We start from the raw sequence: 18379 nt of genomic DNA on the forward strand, positions 1-18379 counted from the left end.
GAAACATTGGCGAACGGGTATGCTATAATTAGACTCTCGGCATGTAAGGAACGATCAGGAAATAGACTTCGGGCGCCGGGAAGAATATCGTGAGCAATCCCTGGCCCGCTGAACCTTCATTCTGCGAGTAGGGATGTACCACTTTATAAAAAGGAAGGGATAAACCATGGCGAAAGCTTCTTCGAACAAATCGGCAGGCAAAACCAAAAGCTCGGGAATTGAACAGCTGCTGAATCAGCAGGTGGCTAACTTGAACGTGCTGTATGTGAAGCTCCATCATTACCACTGGTACGTAACCGGTGAGCAGTTCTATGCTTTGCATGAGAAATTTGAGGAATTGTATAATGAGGTCACGCTGAAAATGGACGAGGTTGCTGAGCGCATGCTGGCCCTGAAAGCCAAACCGGCTTCCACGATGAAGGACTATCTGGACCTTGCGACCGTTCAGGAAGCGTCCGGCAAAGAGGATGCCCGCAAAATGGTGCAAACGCTGATCGAGGACTTTGCTACGGTGGCGGAAGAGCTGCAGGAAGGCATCGATATGGCGGAAGAAGCCGGAGATGCTCCGACTGCAGATATGTTAACAGGATTTAAAGCAGACTTTGAAAAGCATATGTGGATGCTTCGTTCATTCTTGGGGTAAGCTCCAAGGGAGAGCAATCCTGCTGCCTGATCACAGGCCTGGCCGGGGACGGTCAGGTCTGTTTCTCTTATTTCGCAAAGTCCGCCGCCTGCCCTGTTAGCGGCTTGTCCGGTTGAAATACGTCACTTTTTATTATAAAATGGCTTGAGAATCAGTGAGAATCAGTTTAGAATAATTACAAACAAGTAATTGTTCTATATGGATGAAATCAGGGCGTCCAATCCTGTTATCATAATTGAGGACACACTATACTAACTATTCGACGGAGGGAATCGAACATGTCAACAAAGTTTGTCATTGAAGGATTGAAAGCAACAATCGAAGGGAAAGAGATTTTGAAAGGAATCGACCTGGAGATTAAAGGCGGAGAAGTTCATGCGGTTATGGGACCGAACGGTACTGGTAAAAGTACGCTGGCATCCGCGCTTATGGGACATCCAAAATATGAAGTAACTGACGGCAGTGTAACGCTGAATGGCGAAGACGTACTCGACATGGAAGTGGATGAGCGCGCTCGCGCTGGCCTGTTCCTGGCAATGCAATATCCGAGCGAGATCGCTGGTGTGACCAATTCCGACTTCCTGCGCAGTGCAATCAACGCACGCCGCGGCGAAGGCAACGAAATTTCCCTCATTAAGTTTATCCGCCAGATGGAGACCAAGATGAAGGAACTGGAGATGAACCCGGAGTTCGCTCACCGTTACCTTAATGAAGGCTTCTCCGGCGGTGAGAAGAAGCGGAACGAAATTCTGCAAATGCTGATGCTGGATCCGAAAATTGTCGTACTGGACGAAATCGACTCCGGTCTGGATATCGACGCACTGAGAATCGTAGCTAACGGTGTAAATGCGATGAAATCCGAAGAACGCGGTTTTCTGATTATTACCCACTATCAGCGGTTGCTTAACTATATTACACCAGATTATGTGCACGTAATGATGCAAGGACGCATCGTGAAGTCCGGCGGTCCTGAGCTGGCTGAGCGTCTGGAAGCGGACGGATACGACTGGATCAAGGAAGAGCTGGGCATTACAGACGAAACTGTAGGACAAGAAGCGTAAATAGACGGGAGGAGGAAACGATATGACTACACAAACCATTCTTCCGGTCAACGCTGAAGCTTTGAAAGCTTTGTCCGCAAGCAAGCAGGAGCCAGCATGGCTTACTGAGAGCAGACTGGAATCGCTTGAGCTGGCCGGACAGCTTGAGCTGCCGAAGCTGGAGAAGCAACGCATCGAGAAATGGGCGATTAACAGCTACGGTCAATTCAAGGAGGGCGCTTCACTTGCTTCGCTTGACGATCTGCCGGAGCATGTTGCGAAGCTGGTGGCAGGCTCCAGAGAAGGCGGCCTGGTCATTCAGCGCAACTCGGGTGCGGTTCATGCGAGCCTCTCGCCAGAGCTGGCCGCGAAAGGCGTCATTTTCACAGATCTTCAGACGGCGGTCAGAGAGCATGCTGATCTGGTGAAACCGTATCTGCATCAAGCTGTGAAGCGTGACGAGCACAGCATGGCTGCACTGCATGCCGCGCTCTGGAACGGCGGAGTGTTTCTGTATGTGCCTAAAAATGTCGAGGTGGATGCACCGCTTCAGGCCATCTTCCTCGTTGATGATGCGGAAGCAACGTTTGCGCCGCATGTGCTCGTTGTAGCCGAAGCGAACAGCCAGGTTACGTACGTGGACAACTATGTTTCGGATTCGCTGTCTGCGCCTATCACACACAACGGAGCGGTTGAGGTATTTGTCAAGAACGGAGCGAAGGTCCGTTATGCGACCGTTCACCAGCTGGCTGAAGGTGCAACTGATGTGACATTCCGTCGCGCTGTGATCGACAACGACGCCTCCATCGAATGGATCGTTGGCGAGATGAACGACGGCGATACCGCGAGCGATACGATGAGCATTCTGAAAGGGAACGGCTCCACTTCGGATGCCAAAGTCATCGCAGTAGGTTCCGGTTCTCAGAAGATTAACTATACAACACAGGCGAAGCATTTCGGAAAAAGCTCCGCTTCTCAGATGATTACCCGTGCCGTCATGAGGGAAGAAGCTCAGGCGATCATTAACGGGATCACCAAAATCGAGAAGGGCGCTACGAAAGCTGACGGTCAGCAGACCGAACGCGTGCTCATGCTGAGCCCGAAAGCGCGCGGTGACGCCAACCCGATCCTGCTCATTGATGAGGATGATGTGACGGCAGGACACGCGGCTTCTGTCGGTCAGGTTAACCAGGAGCAAATCCACTACCTGATGTCGCGCGGCATTTCCCGCCGTGTTGCAGAATCGCTGATCATTTACGGCTTCCTGGCTCCGGTTGTCAGCGAAATTCCGCTTGAAGGTCTCCGTGACCAGCTTCAAGGGCTTGTTGAAAGGAAGCTGGGACAATGATACCTTCATCCGTCCGTGAATGGTTCCCGATCCTTCATCAGGAGATCAACGGACATCCGCTGGTGTATCTCGATAACGCCGCGACTTCCCAGAAGCCGCGGCAGGTTATCGATGCGGTCAAGCGCTATTATGAGTGGGAGAACTCGAATGTGCACCGCGGCGTACACACGCTGGGCAGCCGTGCAACGGATGCCTATGAAGGGGCCCGGGAGAAGGTCGCCCGTTTTATTAATGCCGAAAGCGCTGAGCAGATTATTTTCAATCGAGGGACTACGGTTGGCTTGAATTTGGTCGCCTCGTCCTACGCACGCTCGGTTTGTGGTCCAGGCGATGAAATCGTCTTGACCGAAATGGAGCATCACAGCAATCTCATTCCGTGGCAGCAGGCCGCGCTCGCGACTGGCGCCACACTGAAATATATCCCGCTTCAACCGGACGGAACGATCCGGGTAGAAGATGTGGAACAGACGGTTACTGACCGGACGAAGCTCGTGGCGATCGCCTATGTGTCCAATGTGATGGGCGTTGTTCATCCCGTGAAGCAGATTGCCGAGATTGCGCATCGTCATGGAGCGGTGATCGTGGTTGACGGAGCGCAGAGCACTCCGCATATGAAGGTGGATGTGCAGGAGCTTGGAATTGATTTTTATGCCTTTTCCGGGCATAAGATGTGTGCTCCAACCGGCATCGGTGCACTGTACGGGAAGAAGGAGCTACTGAATCGCATGGAGCCGATTGAATTCGGCGGCGAGATGATTAACGATGTCGGTTTGTATGAGTCCAATTGGAAGGAGCTCCCTTGGAAGTTTGAGGGAGGCACGCCGATTATCGCAGGTGCTGTTGGCCTGGGAGCTGCCATTGATTTCCTTGAAGAGATCGGTCTGGATGCGATCGAACAGCATGAGACGAAGCTGGCGGCATATGCGATGAACCGCTTGTCCGAGATCGAAGGGATTCGGCTGCACGGCCCGCGCGAGCGGAAGGTGGGTCTCGTTACTTTTAACCTCGGAGATGTTCATCCGCATGATGTCGCTACGGTACTGGATGCGCAAGGTATCGCTATTCGGGCAGGACACCACTGCTGTCAGCCGCTGATGCGCTGGCTCAAGGAAAGTTCTACAGCACGGGCCAGCTTTTATCTGTATAATACAGAAGAGGACATCGATCGATTAGTGAGCGCCTTAATCCAGACAAAGGAGTATTTTGGCGATGCAACTTGACGATTTATATAGACGTGTCATAATGGATCATTATAAAAATCCGCGAAATCGCGGGAAATTTGAAGACGATGCCGTTACGGTGGATCTGAACAATCCGACCTGCGGCGATCGGATCTCCTTGCAGCTGAAGATTGATCATGGCGTGGTGAGCGATGCCATGTACACAGGCGAAGGATGCTCCATCAGCATGTCGTCGGCTTCGATGATGACAGACGCCGTCAAAGGCAAATCTCTCGGAGAAGCGCTTGAGCTTGCATCCCGATTCTCTGCTCTGATGCAGGGGGAACCTGTGGAGTTTGAAGAATATGAGGATATTGAAGCCCTATCCGGTGTAAATAAGTTTCCTGCGCGCATCAAGTGTGCAACACTGGCGTGGAACGCACTGCGAAAAGGAATTGAATCAGAGCAGTAATATTACGATAGGGAGGTAAGATTAGTGGCTAAAAAAGCACCTGAATTGGAAGAGTATAAATATGGTTTCCGTGACGAGCATAAGGCTGTGTTCCAGACCGGCAAAGGCTTGACACGGGAAGTTGTCACTGAAATTTCTCGCATTAAGGGAGAACCTGAATGGATGCTGGACTTCCGTCTGAAGTCGCTTGAACAGTTTGAGAAAATGGCGGTTCCGCGTTGGGGCGGCGATCTCGACGAGCTGGACTTCAATGACATCCAGTATTATGTAAGACCTTCTGAGAAGCAAGGAAAGACTTGGGAGGAAGTGCCTGCCGAAATTAAGGAAACCTTTGATAAACTGGGGATTCCTGAAGCCGAGCAGAAGTTCCTGGCGGGTGTATCCGCGCAGTATGAATCCGAGGTTGTTTACCACAACATGCAGAAGGATCTTGAGGATCAGGGCGTTATCTTCATGGATACCGACACCGCGCTGAAAGAGCATCCTGAAATCTTCAGAGAGTACTTCGCAACTGTGGTACCGCCAGCAGACAACAAGTTTGCGGCACTGAACAGTGCAGTATGGTCCGGCGGCAGCTTCATCTATGTTCCTAAAGGTGTGAAATGTGAAATTCCGCTTCAGGCGTATTTCCGCATTAACTCCGAGAACATGGGACAATTCGAGCGTACCCTGATCATCGCTGACGAAGACAGCTTTGTGCACTATGTAGAGGGCTGTACCGCTCCAATCTACAGCACGAACTCGCTTCACAGCGCGGTCGTTGAGATTATCTGTAAGAAAAATGCCCGCGTTCGTTACACTACCATTCAGAACTGGGCGCCAAACATCTACAACCTGGTAACCAAGCGCGCAGTTGCTGAGGAGAATGCAACGATGGAATGGGTCGATGGCAACATCGGTTCGAAGCTGACGATGAAATATCCTGCGGTAGTACTGAAGGGCCGCGGGGCGAAAGGAAGCGTACTGTCCATCGCTGTTGCGGGCAAAGGCCAGCATCAGGATGCAGGGGCGAAAATGATTCACCTGGCTCCGGACACAACGTCTACGATCGTATCGAAATCGATCAGTAAGCATGGCGGTAAAGTAACCTATCGCGGACTTGCTTCCTTCGGACGCAATGCGGAAGGCGCGAAAGCGAACATCAAGTGTGACACGTTGATTCTGGATAACGAGTCGACCTCGGATACCATTCCGTACAACGAGATCAAGAATGACAACATTACGCTTGAGCATGAGGCCACCGTATCCAAGGTGTCGGAGGATCAATTGTTCTATCTCATGAGCCGTGGTCTGAGCGAAGCAGAAGCGACGCAAATGATCGTTATGGGCTTCATCGAGCCGTTCACGAAAGAACTGCCGATGGAATATGCGGTTGAGATGAACCGTCTCATCAAGTTCGAGATGGAAGGCTCCATCGGTTAAGTTCTGCTGGTGCCAACCGATGTTAAATGATAGAAGAAGGCGAACTTCACAGTTCGCCTTCTTTTTTTATTCCACCACCTGTGCGGATACAGTTTCTGCGATATTTTCCTAAAGTGTAACTAAGTAAGCACTGCATTATACATACATAGCTGGTCCTCGCGTGCCGTAGATTTCCTATGAGGGATACGTGGGGGATGAAAGGGGATGATGACTCCGGATGAGTGGCTTATACGATATAAAAAAGCATCCCGTCACATCATGCATGTACGGGATGCTTTAGCCTGGGGGCCGGATGATATAAGAAACGGATAATAGCCAGCACGAAATGAAGTCACCGCAGATCAGCCTAACCTTAAATTTGCAAAATGTCCCTGATAGCGGTTTCGTCTTCGGACTCCCTGGATAAATCAATGAATCGCGATCCAACCTGAACCAGCGGGCGGAAATAGTTGGACGGATTATTCATCACAATCGTTCCCTGTTCGCCTGTTGTGAGCAGCACCTTTTTGCCAATGAAATTCGGCAGCATCTGCTCAATAAACGCATGAGTCGGCTTGGCACTAAGCTTTCCGAAGCTTAGGCGGTGTAATTCACGCAGCGCGGTAAGCATGGACTGTCTTGACTGATAGACCCGTGTGGTGGTCATAGCGCTGTACACGTCGGCAACGGCACAAATTTGCGAGTAAGGGTGGATCTCATCTTCGTACAGGCGCTGGGGATACCCTGAGCCGTCCATACGCTCATGATGCTGGAGCGCAGCGAGCGCAATGGCTTCGTTATCGGTCGATTCTCTGATCAACTCATAGCCGTAGACCGTATGAAGCTTCACCGTTTCGAATTCTTCCTTTGTCAGCTTGCCGGGCTTCTCCAAAATTTCTTTCGGAATTTTGCATTTGCCGATATCGTGAAGATAACCGGCCTTGCCGATGTCATAGGCTTCCTCTTCGGAGTAGCCGAGCCAGGTGGCAATATAATAGGAGAGCATGCCAACCTGGATGGAATGTCTGTAGGTATAATCATCATCGCTATTAAACATCAGCAGAAGAGAGACGGCATCTTTATGCTTGCTAATGGTATGAGCCAGAGGCCGGAAGGATTCCTCAGCCACGACTTCATCAAAGCTGCCAGTCTGCAGAGCCTCTGAGAACAATGCTTCGCATCCCTCGAATGCCAATTCATATTGAGATGTCACCTTGTCGACCAGATCCTGAGACTCTGATGGAGCTTCATAAGCGATGCTGGATTGTTCCTCCCGCGGTGCAATTTCAATGAAATCGATATTATGCTGTAGCAGCTTCGCTATATCTTGTGTACGAAGGGCGGTTCCTTTTCGTAGAATATGTACACCATGACTGTTGAAAGCATCCTGCTCTATTTGATCGCCTGGTATCAGATCCGAGACATGAACTTTCAAAATGACAGCACCTCTTACCTCATTAAATTAATTGTTAAATCAATGTAATTAAACTCATATTAGCAAGTAAAAGATGGATTTTCAACGTAAAACGTAACCAATTATCTAATTTGATGGGTCCCAAGTCCCTGTCTGCGCACCTTTCCACTCCGAACCGTCGTCCCAGATCTCACGTTTCCATATCGGAACCGTGCGTTTCAGTTCCTCAATAGCGTAGCGGCTGGCCTCATAGCAATCGGCCCGATGTGGCGAAGAAACCGCGATAACTACGCTGATTTCGCCGATGCCAACCGTTCCGATCCGGTGCGAAATGGCACATAAGCTTGGCGGCCACTTCATTGCAATATTTTGACGTATTTTGTCGAGTTCCTTAAGAGCCATCGGAATATAGGCGTCATATTCCAGCGTCACCGTTCTTCTCTCTCCTGTTAATTCTCGAGTCGTGCCTACAAAAGACAAGGAAGCGCCATGGTCGGGATGCAGCACCTTGGAAAGTGTGTCTTCTACGGAGAGACTTTCGCTGGTAATCAAGCACATGCCATCCTCAGTCGCCATCGTGCTTGCACCAGCTCGATCTCCAAGGCCATCCCCGCCGGATACCGGCGGAATCAGCGCAACTTCATCCCCTTCATGGATCAGAAGGTCCGCCGGGGCATATTCTTGATTGACAGCGACAAAAGAGGCGGCAATCAGGGAGGCGGCGTCAGGATATGCCTCGCTCAGCAGCTGCTTCAGCTCACCGGCGGACACGGGCAATTGCGGGATGTTCATAGTGATCGAGGAGGAGCCGATGCGATCGGCCAGTCCTGCGAATAGGAATACATGCAAGGGAGTTGTCATTGTTGTTTCACCTCTGATTTCTTATGGGCTCAATATACCATAATCTCCGTTAAAATGTTATGCTAAAAGGACGAAAAAACGCTGAACGACGATAGAGAGGGGGCCGTCATCTTGCAAGCGGAAAGCGGCAGACAGAAGCTTACGATTCTGCATACGAACGATATCCACAGTCACTTTGAAACGATGAGCAGTGTGGCGGCGATCATTTCCCGGGAAAAAGAGGCAGCCGGACAGGAGCATGTTCTCGTCCTCGATGTTGGCGATCATATGGATCGTGCAGCTGCGGAAACGGAGGGCACGATGGGGCAGGCCAATGTGGATGTGCTTAACCTGACGGGATACGATGCCATCACCATCGGCAACAACGAAGGTCTGACCATTCCTCCGGAAACGCTTGGCACCATTTATGCCGGGCTTCAATGCCCTGTTGTATGCTGCAATATTCTCGAAACGGGGACAGGGACCCCTCCACCTTGGATGAAACCTTATATTCTCCTTGAGAAAGGCGGAATAACGATCGGCATCATTGGCGCCACCGCCGCTTTCTCCGGCTTTTACCAGCTGCTTGGCTGGGATGCCTTGGAGCCAGAGCAGGCCATCGCTGAACAGGTCAGGGAGCTGAGGGACAAGACAGATCTCATTATCGTATTATCTCATTTGGGATTAACCATAGATAAGCGCCTTGCGGAGAATGTGGACGGCATCGATGTAATTCTCGGCGGTCATACCCATCATGTGCTGGAAGAGCCGCTGATCATCGAGCGTACGGCCGTCTGCGCCGCTGGAAAATTCGGAGCCTATGTCGGAAAAATTGTCCTCGAGCGGAAGACACGCTCTGAACCGTTTGGCTGTAAGGAAGGCCGTCTGCTGTCGGTGACCCACGAGCTGCTGGAGCCGGAGGTCGAACATGCCATTATCCGCCATCGCCAGCGGGCTGAGGAGACGCTGTCCGAGACGATCGCTGTCACAGCCCGTGATCTTCCGATCCATTATGAGCGGGAATCTCCGTTTGCGAACCTGCTGGCTCAGGCGGTACGCCGCCATACGGGGGCTCAGCTGTCGGTTGTCAATTCCGGTCAATTGCTCGGTCCCTTGCCCGGAGGGGAGATCAGCACGGGCATGCTGCATGCGCTGTGCCCGTCTCCCATTAACCCGTGCATCATTAAATTGTCAGGCTCCGATCTCGTGCAGGCGCTGGAGGAGAGCTTGCTGGAGGAATTCAGCGGGAAGAAGATTTTCGGATTCGGATTCCGCGGCTACATTTTGGGTGCATTGGCCGTTGACGGCATGGAGATCCGGTATGATGCCAGCGCCGAGCCTTATCGCAAAATCTCGAAAATCACCGTCCAGGGCGAGCCGCTCGACCGGAGCAGGGAATACACGGTAGGCACTCTGGATATGTTCACGTTTAAGGTCGGCTATGAGACGCTTTCTCATGGCCAGGATACGGTATACATGCTGCCGGAGTTCATCAGGGACCTGCTGCGCGATGAGCTGTCCCGTCCCGGCGCACTGGAGCAAACGATGATTCCGCGCTGGCTTGATTGATCCTGAAGGGGCGGATGAGCCTATCCGATCCCAAGACTAACTTCCATTGTCCAAGCATACATATAGGAGGACAAAGGTGAAGGAAGGGGATCGATATGGATTTTATAACCTCCATCATTCTAGGGATCGTAGAGGGATTAACGGAGTTTATTCCGGTGTCCTCGACAGGACACATGATATTGACAACGAAGCTGCTCGGATATGACGATCAGACACCGGTCATGAAAACGTTCGAGGTCGTGATACAGCTAGGGGCCATTCTTGCCATTGCGCTCGTCTATTGGCGCCGGATTCTGGATCTGCTCGGCTGGACGCGGGTTGAGCCGCTGTCCAAGCGCTCGCCGAAGAAGAAAAGACTGGATCTGTTGCATGTCTTTCTCGGCATTGCACCCGCGCTTGTTGTAGCATTTTTTGCGAGAGATTTCATCAAAAGCCTGTTTCACGTCCAGACCGTATTATATGCGCTTGTGGCCGGAGGCATTTTTATGATATTTTCCGAATGGTACAATAAACATAAAGCGCAGATCACGGCGCATGAGCTGGATGATCTCAGCTACAAGCAGGCCTTGATGATCGGTCTTTATCAGATTATATCGGTGTTTTGGCCCGGGTTCTCCCGTTCCGGTTCCACGATTGCCGGAGGGATGCTGAGCGGGGTCAGCTACCGGGCATCCGCGGACTTTTCGTTCCTGATCGCCATTCCGATCATGTGCGCGGCATCAGGATATGAGCTTTTGGATTCATACAGGTATTTAAGTTCCGATGTGCTGGGCGTGTTTGCGGTCGGGTTTATCGTTTCTTTTGTTGTGGCCTATTTCGTAGTGCTTGTCTTTATGAGACTGATTCAAAGGATCCGGTTAACTCATTTTGCGATTTACCGATTTGTTCTTGCCGCACTGTTCTGGCTCTTTATTATGCATTAAATCCTGTTCTCCTTCACAGGCAGCAGGATGAGTTTTACCTTACGGAATGCTTCTTCCATTTGGATAAATGGTTTAGGCTCCCATTCATTGAATGACTGCAGAGGAAGTGACGGTTTGCGTCTTATACCTGTTAAATTACTGAGCCCGGGAATGATTCTTGCGAGAAATATATACAACAGTGACGGTTTGGTGCTGCTTGCGGAGGGTGTAAAGCTGTCGGAGGGAATGATTCGCCGCCTGCAAGGGATGGACCTCGGATACGTATACATCAAGGACAAGCTGACGGAGGATATCGTCATCCCTGAGCTGGTCTCGGAAGAGACGCGGCTCAAAGCGATCCGCTCGATCCAGTCCAGCTTCAGAAATCTGGAGAGTCAGAGCCATTTGAAAGGGAGCTTTCTTCATTTGGGAAAAACCTTTGGCGGACTGATGGATTCGATTATGGATGAAATCGCAAGCCATCAAGAATCGATGGTGCTGCTGACCGACATGCATACGAATGATTACAATTTGTACCGCCACTCCTTGAATGTGTGCCTATATACGATGGTGCTCGGCATCTCGTATGGTTACAGCAAGGATGAATTGAAGGTGCTGGGGCTGGGGGCGCTGCTGCATGACATCGGCAAGACGAGAACGCCGCCTGAGCTGCTTAACCGCCCCGGCGCTTTAAGCAAGGAAGAGTTCCGCGAGATCCAGCGGCATACCGAGATCGGCTTTAAAATATTGAAGGATGAACCGAACATTCCTCTCCTGTCGGCCCATTGCGCCCTGCAGCATCATGAGCGGCTGGATGGCAGCGGGTACCCGCGGGGGCTGAAGGGTGACGATATCCATGATTATGCCAAGTGGATCGGCATCGTCGATTCCTATGATGCCATGGTATCCAGGCGGGTATATAAGCCGGCGATGCTTCCACATGAAGCGGTGGAGGTCATGTATACCGGTTCAGGCACGCTCTACGAGCAGCCGTTTCTTGCCTTGTTTCGGGACAGGGTGGCGATCTATCCTGTCGGCCTGACGGTGAGGCTTCACACAGGGGAGACCGGGGTGGTATCCCGGATTCATCCTCATGTTCCTCATCGGCCTGTGGTGCGAATTTTGACGGATTCTGAAGGACAGCCGGTGACTCCGCCATATGAGCTGGACTTGTCGGAAAGTCTGACGAAGATGATCGCCGGTATTGGAGACAACCAGACGCAATCGATATAACTGCAAGGAGGTTAGACCGTGAAGCATAATGGCCGTGACTCAAAGCTCTACATATGGGGGCGAATGGTATTCCGCTTTCGCCGAGCCATTGCTGCGGTATGGCTGATTCTGTTTCTGGCGCTGCTTCCGCTCGCGTTCAAGCTGCCTGCATTGCTGCAGCACAACGGTTTTACCTCCGAAAGTTCCCCTTCCCAGATCGCCATTACGAAGCTTGAGGAGGGCCTGGACCTATCCTCGGCCATTCTCGATATCGTCATTGTCAGCAACAATGGCGACAATTTGACGACAGGGACGGCCCAGCGGCGGCTGATGGACGAGCTTGCGCCGTTTGCGTCCAGCTCCTATGTCAGATCCATGTACTGGAATTTGGCGACGCATGATGCCGGAGAGAATCATATCGTTTCAGCGAAAGTATATTTGGATATGGAAGCATCGGAGGCGCTTGCCCAGTACGAGACGATCCGCAGTGCGATTCCGGACATTCCGGGCGCCGATGTCTATGTGACAGGCAGCACCGCGGTGTTTGCGGATATGAACGAGGCGATCAAGAGTGATATTATCCGCGCCGAACTGATCGGCATCCCGGCAGCGCTTATCATCCTGCTGCTGGTGTTCCGGAATGTGACCGCTGCACTCTTGCCGCTCATCGTCGGCGTGACGAGCGTGATTGTGACGATGGGCGCCCTTTATTTCCCGGCCCTGGTGGATGGCACCATCAGCAATTTCCTGCCGAATGTTGTCACCATGCTCGGGCTTGCTGTCGGCATTGATTATGCGCTGCTGGTCGTCAGCCGGTTCCGGGAAGAGATCGACCGCGGCGCTGACCCGGCTCACGCCGTCGGGATCGTCTGTGCCACTGCGGGAAAAGCGGTCATATTTTCCGGAACGGCCGTGCTGATCGGATTTGTGGCCATGGGTTTTATCGACCTGCCGATCTTTCGTTCCTTCAGCATCGGAGGCATTACCGTTGTGCTGGTGTCGGTGCTGGCTGCGAATACGCTTCTGCTGGGGCTGCTCGGCATGCTGGGCAGGCGAATCCATGCGCTGCCCGTCCTGCCTGCACGCAAGCGCGGAGCGGGCGCTTCGTCCGGCCTGTGGAATACAATCGCCGGCTTTGTGATGGCGCGTCCTGTAAGTGTATCGATTGCCGTCATCCTGGTGCTGCTGGGGGCCATGCTGCCATTGAAAAATTTGAGCTTGACGATTCCCGATGCCGAGGTGCTGCCACCGGCTTATGAATCCCGTTACGGGCAAGAGCTGCTGATGCAGGCCTATAACAGCCGCGAGCTCGGTCCGATTATGATTGCTGTCGAGCTGCCCGCACCCTATGATGATCCCAGCAGCATCGAGCTGCTGAAGACCTATATGGATGAAGTGAGACAGCTCCCTGACGCAAGACGTGTCGAAAGCTATCTCAGCATCGGGCGCGGGTCGATGGATGAAGTCATGCGTCTCCTTGCGCAGGCGGATATCCGGGAGCAGCTGGAGCAGTACCGGGTGGTGCGCGGCAATATGGCCATTGTGGCGGTCGTTCCGGAGCACGGAGAGCTGCACCCGTCAACGACAGAGCTGGTTGAAGCCCTTCGGGGGATCGAGATGGACGGCTTGTCCACCTACGTTACCGGTAATCCCGCTTATAAATACGATATCATACAAACGATCAGCCGTGATTCGCTAGCCGTGCTGGTATTCGTGTTTCTGGCTACCTATATCATATTGTGTGTTGCTTTCCGGTCCATTCTCCTTCCGCTCAAAGCGAGCCTGATGAACGTGCTTAGTCTGGGCGCAGGCCTGGGCGTGGTCGCCTGGGTATTTCAGGAGGGCGTTGGCGCTGAGTGGCTGGGGGTAACGTATACCGGATCGCTGTTTGCGCTGCTGCCGATTCTTATCTTCTGCGTGGTATTCGGGATCTCGATGGATTATGAGGTGATGCTGCTGTCGCGGATCATGGAAAGCTATGAGCGGACCGGGGACAATGACCGGAGCACGATTGAAGGCCTGGAGAACACCGGCGGGTTGATTACGGGAGCAGCGCTCATTCTGTCCGTGGTCGTCGGCGCCTTCCTGTTCACAGACAACGAGGTCATGAAAGCGATCGGACTCGGCTTGACGGCCGCTGTCCTGCTCGACGCTACTTTGATTCGGATTTTGCTCGTTCCGGCCTTTATGAAGCTGTTGGGCCGGGCCAACTGGTGGAGCCCCGGATGGATGTTTGCTTCCCGGAAGCGAGCGAAGTCATCGCTCGGCCCATCGATGCCGGACCAAGACAGCCGGGATCTGGATCGAAAAACGTGATCGAAGTGGCAGTACGGCTTCAACCGGGTATGTTATAATCATACGATGGATATGATCAAACCGTAGGCGCAAATATCATTTGTGCTGATTGAAATCGGTAATTCAAAGAAATAAGGTGAAAATACATGAGTTATACGGCACGTCCTGTACAGCCCAGCCTCATCCCGCTCTCTCCGAGCTACGATCCCTGGGATCCGATCACTTCACTGCGCGAGCATGGCAGACATGTGCTGACAAGCGTGGAGATGACGGTGACCCATCTGTGCAATATGCGCTGCGAGCATTGTGCGGTGGGCGATATGCTCGTCATGAAGGAGGCGCCGATGCTTCCGCTGGATATGATGCTGAAGCGGCTGGATGAAGTGGAGCATTTGCAGACGATCAGTCTGACCGGCGGGGAACCGGCGTTTCTGGGAAAAACGGTGGACAACGTCATCGTGCCCCTGCTTAAATATGCCCGGGAGCGTGGGATCCGGACCCAGATCAACTCCAATCTGACGCTCGATCTGGGAAGATACGAGAAGATGCTGCCCTATCTTGATGTGATGCATATATCATTCAACTATTTAAACGGGGACGATTTCTATGAAGTGGGCTTCAAGAACAGCCTGCACCCCGTTCCGAAAGAGGCAGCCTACCGTCTGTATGAGACGATGATCCGCAATGCGGAACAACTGAGTGCGGCCGGGATGTTTATTTCCGCCGAATCCATGATCAATTACCGCACCCATACGAAGCTGGATGGCATCCACCGCCTCATCGACCAAATGGGCTGCAAGCGCCATGAGGTGCATCCGATGTATGCTTCGAACTTTGCATCCACGCTGCCGGTGCTGCCGCTGGCTGATATGAAAGCGGCGATCCATCGTTTGCTGGATGCCCGCAATCCGGACATATGGATGCTGTTCGGCACGCTCCCGTTCTTTGCCTGCAGCTCGGATGACAGCGACCTGGATCTGATCCGCCGCTTGTGGAAAGAGCCCAATGTGACCGTCCGTAACGATCCTGACGGCCGCAACCGGGTCAATGTGAATCTGTTCTCCGGGGACGTATATGTGACGGATTTTGCAGACATTCCTCCATTTGGTAATATTAAAGAACAGAGGCTGGATGACATCTTTGCCTCGTGGTTAACCGGCCATCCGCTGAACCAGACGGTCAACTGTCATTGCAATGCGGCGAATTGCTGCGGACCTAATCTGCTGGTAGCGGATATGTATTATCAGGGCGTAAACTTTAAATCGAGGACAGCGATGACGAACTAGAATCCGGAAAGAAGGCGTACCACCATGGAATTTGAGGTCGGGAAACTGATTTTGAATTTATTCTTGGTATTTATGCTTGTCCTGTTGAATGGCGTATTTGTAGCTGCTGAGTTTTCGCTGGTCAAGATGCGTCAATCCCGATTGACCCAGCTTGTGAGCGAGGGCAACCTGCTGGCGGGCTTCGCTCTTAAAGTGAACCGCAAGCTGGATGCCTATTTGTCGGCAACGCAGCTCGGGATTACGCTCACCTCGCTCGGGCTTGGCTGGATCGGGGAGCCGGCGATTTCCCGACTGCTGATCGCACCGCTCATGCACAGCATGGGTTACACTGACGGGCGGCTCATTACAACGATTTCCGTTGTGGTCGGCTTCTGTATCATTACCTTTCTGCATATTGTGTTAGGAGAGCTTGCTCCCAAGTCGCTGGCCATTCAGAGAACGGAGCGAACAGCCCTTCTGCTGTCGGCTCCGCTCCTATGGTTCTATCGTTTGTTTCTTCCGGTCATCTGGCTGCTCAACGTATCGGCCAACGGGGTGCTCCGATTGCTGCGCGTAAGGCCGGTATCGGAAGCCGAGGGTGCGCATTCCGAGGAAGAAATCCGAATCTTGATGAGCGAGAGCGCGAAGAGCGGGGTGATTGATCAGAACGAAATGAAGCTGATGGACAACCTGTTTGATTTTGCCGATCTGCGCGCAAGGGAGATTATGCTTCCCCGGACGGATGTAGACTGTCTGTTCACGAATGATTCCGTGGAGGAGAATCTACGCATCATCAGCAAGACGAAGCATTCCCGTTATCCCGTTGCTACGGACAATAAGGACCGGATTATCGGATTTGTGCACATCACTGATTTCCTGCTTGCTTCGCCAGAGAAGCAAGGGGATCTGGCCTCGATTGTCAGGCCGATTCTGGACGTGCCGGGGACGATGGAGATCAGCCAGGTGCTTCGATTGATGCAGGACCGGCATGAACAGATGGCCCTTGTGGTGGACGAATACGGAGGAACCGCAGGCATTCTGACCGTCGAGAAGATCGTTGAGGAGATTGTCGGGGATCTTCATGATGAGTTTGAAGACGAACGGCCAGAGATCGAAATCTATGACGACTATTATTCTGTCAACGGCCGGATGCTGATTGAAGAAGTGAACGATTTGACCGGTGTGGTCATCGAGGAAGAGACCGTGGACTCCATCGGAGGATGGCTGTTCAGAGAGCTTGAAGGCAAGCCGGTTATCGGAAGACAGCTCACCTATAACGGAACGACTTTTGAGGTTGAGGAAGCTACAGACCTTAGGGTAATCCGCGTCATGATTCACCGTAAGCCGCAAGAAAGCTTGGAGTAGGATATGAACCGGAACACACGATGAGGTGGGGAGTAGCGCTATGTCCATTAAACAGCTGATTTTTATCGGCCTGGGTCTCTTTTTGTTATACATGATGTTTACGGTAGGAGCCCCGTTTCTGCTGGCGATTGTCATTGCCATATCGCTGGAGCCTTTGAATCGGCTCATGATCCGGAACATGAAGATCAACCGGATCGGTGCGGTGACGATCACCAGCACCCTTTTCCTGCTGCTATTGCTGCTCCTGGTCTATGTGATCGGCCTGCAGGTGTTCAGCCAGCTTGTCGAGTACTGGAGCCGTGCGCCGATTTATTTTGAAGGCGCGAATGAAATTTTGCAGGAAACCATTCTGCAGGCGCAGGACGTGCTAAACGGCATTTCTCCCGGACTGGCGGACAGCCTGACCGAGTTTATGTCGAATATCTCTTCCTACATTCAGTCCATTGTCAATTCCGTATCCTCGGCTGTGCTCTCGTTTGCCAAGACGCTGCCGAATCTGTTTGTCAGCTCGATCGTATTTTTTGTAGCGGTGTACCTGTTCGGATTCAGTATGAATACGATGCAGGAAAGCGTCTTGTCCCTGTTTGACGAATCATCGCAGTCGCAGGTAACCGAAGTGCTGGGCAGCCTGAAAAAGTCGATCTTTGGCTTTCTCCGTGCCCAGCTGATTCTGAGCATGTTCACCTATGTCGTGACACTGCTTGGACTCCTCATTCTCGGCGTCAACTATCCGATGGCCATTGCGCTGCTTGTGACGGTCGTTGATATACTCCCGATTCTGGGCGTAGGTTCGGTACTGGTGCCGTGGGCGATCTATCTGCTGTTTGCGGGCGATGTGTTTACCGGGGTCGGATTGATTATGCTGTTTATTGTGATCACAATTATACGACGCGTGCTGGAGCCGAAAGTGATCGGCGATGCGGTGGGCATCGGGGCCCTTCCTGCACTGATCAGCATGTATGTCGGCTTCAAGCTGATCGGGGTGATCGGATTTTTTGTCGGACCGGTGGTTATCATTATTTATTCCGCCATGCGTAAGGCGGGCCTGTTCCAGATCAAAATCAAATTTTAGGACGAAAGTGCCAAGCCTCTTCCCGGCGAAACGCCGGAGAAGAGGTTTTTTTTGTCAATTTCCAGTTCATTTTCTGGGCGAACGACATATGTTAATTACGAAGAGTCGAAAGGATCAGGTTCCCAAACGAATGATAAACCGATAAAGGAGGAATCTCTCTTGAAGCAGAATCCAGAGGAGCGGGCGTACCCGTTGTTTCACTCACCGTTCGATCCCTGCCCTCCGAAGCATTATAAAACGTATGTTGTGCCCGTAAACCAGTATGTGGTGTTCCAGCCCGCTGGTTTGCCGCAGTTCAGCCCCGCGGAAGCCTTGAAGCACGGGACACTATGGCCGTCCTTATACAGTCCGTACACGTCCAGAAAATTCAAAGGGGAGTGA

The 18379-nt window shown here is 52.2% G+C and carries 16 protein-coding genes; 14 read left to right on the plus strand and 2 right to left on the minus strand.

Going from position 1 to position 18379, the window contains the following annotated elements; all coding sequences use genetic code 11:
• Positions 1 to 166 precede the first annotated feature (166 nt).
• The 6 genes from CHH67_RS20475 (at position 167) to sufB (ending at position 6085) form a co-directional block, all read left to right on the plus strand.
• Positions 167 to 643 (plus strand): Dps family protein, encoded by a 477-nt coding sequence (locus CHH67_RS20475; protein WP_095267237.1) that lies wholly within the window; start codon positions 167 to 169, stop codon positions 641 to 643.
• A gap of 278 nt (positions 644 to 921) precedes the next feature.
• Positions 922 to 1704 carry a Fe-S cluster assembly ATPase SufC gene (gene sufC / locus CHH67_RS20480; protein ID WP_095267238.1) on the plus strand — a complete coding sequence of 261 codons (783 nt, stop codon included), beginning with the start codon at positions 922 to 924 and terminating at the stop codon, positions 1702 to 1704.
• A gap of 22 nt (positions 1705 to 1726) precedes the next feature.
• Positions 1727 to 3031 (plus strand): Fe-S cluster assembly protein SufD, encoded by a 1305-nt coding sequence (gene sufD, locus CHH67_RS20485; protein ID WP_095267239.1) that lies wholly within the window; start codon positions 1727 to 1729, stop codon positions 3029 to 3031.
• On the plus strand, positions 3028 to 4251 hold the full coding sequence (locus CHH67_RS20490) for a cysteine desulfurase (RefSeq protein ID WP_141235872.1): 1224 nt from the start codon (positions 3028 to 3030) through the stop codon (positions 4249 to 4251). Before sufD ends, CHH67_RS20490 begins: the two co-directional genes overlap by 4 nt.
• The gene (gene sufU / locus CHH67_RS20495) at positions 4241 to 4663 is read left to right on the plus strand and encodes a Fe-S cluster assembly sulfur transfer protein SufU (RefSeq protein ID WP_095267240.1); all 423 of its coding nucleotides are present in this window, start codon (positions 4241 to 4243) and stop codon (positions 4661 to 4663) included. The genes CHH67_RS20490 and sufU overlap by 11 nt, the downstream gene beginning before the upstream one ends.
• A gap of 24 nt (positions 4664 to 4687) precedes the next feature.
• Positions 4688 to 6085, plus strand: a complete 1398-nt coding sequence (gene sufB, locus CHH67_RS20500) for a Fe-S cluster assembly protein SufB (protein WP_095267241.1) — start codon at positions 4688 to 4690, stop codon at positions 6083 to 6085.
• 352 nt (positions 6086 to 6437) lie between these two features.
• On the opposite strand, the gene CHH67_RS20505 is transcribed toward sufB, so the two are convergent.
• Positions 6438 to 7499, minus strand: a complete 1062-nt coding sequence (locus tag CHH67_RS20505) for an HD-GYP domain-containing protein (protein ID WP_095267242.1) — start codon at positions 7497 to 7499, stop codon at positions 6438 to 6440.
• 105 nt (positions 7500 to 7604) lie between these two features.
• On the minus strand, positions 7605 to 8339 hold the full coding sequence (gene moaD / locus CHH67_RS20510) for a molybdopterin converting factor subunit 1 (RefSeq protein WP_095267243.1): 735 nt from the start codon (positions 8337 to 8339) through the stop codon (positions 7605 to 7607).
• 111 nt (positions 8340 to 8450) lie between these two features.
• Between moaD and CHH67_RS20515 the strand changes: the two genes are divergently transcribed.
• The 8 genes from CHH67_RS20515 (at position 8451) to CHH67_RS20550 (ending at position 18379) form a co-directional block, all read left to right on the plus strand.
• A complete protein-coding gene (locus tag CHH67_RS20515; RefSeq protein WP_095267244.1) occupies positions 8451 to 9887 on the plus strand; it encodes a bifunctional metallophosphatase/5'-nucleotidase in 1437 nt (478 codons plus the stop codon).
• A 95-nt stretch (positions 9888 to 9982) separates the two neighbouring features.
• The gene (locus tag CHH67_RS20520; protein WP_095267245.1) at positions 9983 to 10810 is read left to right on the plus strand and encodes an undecaprenyl-diphosphate phosphatase; all 828 of its coding nucleotides are present in this window, start codon (positions 9983 to 9985) and stop codon (positions 10808 to 10810) included.
• Positions 10811 to 10924: 114 nt separating this feature from the next.
• Positions 10925 to 12022, plus strand: a complete 1098-nt coding sequence (locus CHH67_RS20525; protein ID WP_095267246.1) for an HD-GYP domain-containing protein — start codon at positions 10925 to 10927, stop codon at positions 12020 to 12022.
• An 18-nt stretch (positions 12023 to 12040) separates the two neighbouring features.
• Positions 12041 to 14317, plus strand: coding sequence for an MMPL family transporter (locus CHH67_RS20530; protein WP_095267247.1), 2277 nt, complete (start codon positions 12041 to 12043; stop codon positions 14315 to 14317).
• A 125-nt stretch (positions 14318 to 14442) separates the two neighbouring features.
• On the plus strand, positions 14443 to 15582 hold the full coding sequence (yfkAB, locus tag CHH67_RS20535; protein WP_095267248.1) for a radical SAM/CxCxxxxC motif protein YfkAB: 1140 nt from the start codon (positions 14443 to 14445) through the stop codon (positions 15580 to 15582).
• A gap of 24 nt (positions 15583 to 15606) precedes the next feature.
• The gene (locus CHH67_RS20540) at positions 15607 to 16926 is read left to right on the plus strand and encodes a hemolysin family protein (RefSeq protein ID WP_095267249.1); all 1320 of its coding nucleotides are present in this window, start codon (positions 15607 to 15609) and stop codon (positions 16924 to 16926) included.
• A 40-nt stretch (positions 16927 to 16966) separates the two neighbouring features.
• Positions 16967 to 17998: a sporulation integral membrane protein YtvI gene (gene ytvI / locus CHH67_RS20545; protein WP_095267250.1), complete on the plus strand. Its 1032-nt coding sequence runs from the start codon at positions 16967 to 16969 to the stop codon at positions 17996 to 17998.
• Positions 17999 to 18157: 159 nt separating this feature from the next.
• Complete coding sequence (locus CHH67_RS20550; RefSeq protein ID WP_095267251.1) at positions 18158 to 18379, plus strand: spore coat associated protein CotJA; 222 nt, start codon at positions 18158 to 18160, stop codon at positions 18377 to 18379.

It is taken from the genome of Paenibacillus campinasensis (assembly GCF_002272015.1).
In the GTDB taxonomy this organism is placed as follows: domain Bacteria; phylum Bacillota; class Bacilli; order Paenibacillales; family Paenibacillaceae; genus Paenibacillus_AQ; species Paenibacillus_AQ campinasensis.

Coding starts and splice junctions, on each gene's coding strand:
- sufD (WP_095267239.1), top strand. CDS start 1,727: ATGACTACACAAACCATTCTTCCGGTCAACGCTGAAGCTTTGAAAGCT.
- CHH67_RS20490 (WP_141235872.1), top strand. CDS start 3,028: ATGATACCTTCATCCGTCCGTGAATGGTTCCCGATCCTTCATCAGGAG.
- sufU (WP_095267240.1), top strand. CDS start 4,241: ATGCAACTTGACGATTTATATAGACGTGTCATAATGGATCATTATAAA.
- CHH67_RS20540 (WP_095267249.1), top strand. CDS start 15,607: ATGGAATTTGAGGTCGGGAAACTGATTTTGAATTTATTCTTGGTATTT.
- sufC (WP_095267238.1), top strand. CDS start 922: ATGTCAACAAAGTTTGTCATTGAAGGATTGAAAGCAACAATCGAAGGG.
- CHH67_RS20520 (WP_095267245.1), top strand. CDS start 9,983: ATGGATTTTATAACCTCCATCATTCTAGGGATCGTAGAGGGATTAACG.
- ytvI (WP_095267250.1), top strand. CDS start 16,967: ATGTCCATTAAACAGCTGATTTTTATCGGCCTGGGTCTCTTTTTGTTA.
- CHH67_RS20475 (WP_095267237.1), top strand. CDS start 167: ATGGCGAAAGCTTCTTCGAACAAATCGGCAGGCAAAACCAAAAGCTCG.
- yfkAB (WP_095267248.1), top strand. CDS start 14,443: ATGAGTTATACGGCACGTCCTGTACAGCCCAGCCTCATCCCGCTCTCT.
- moaD (WP_095267243.1), bottom strand. CDS start 8,339: ATGACAACTCCCTTGCATGTATTCCTATTCGCAGGACTGGCCGATCGC.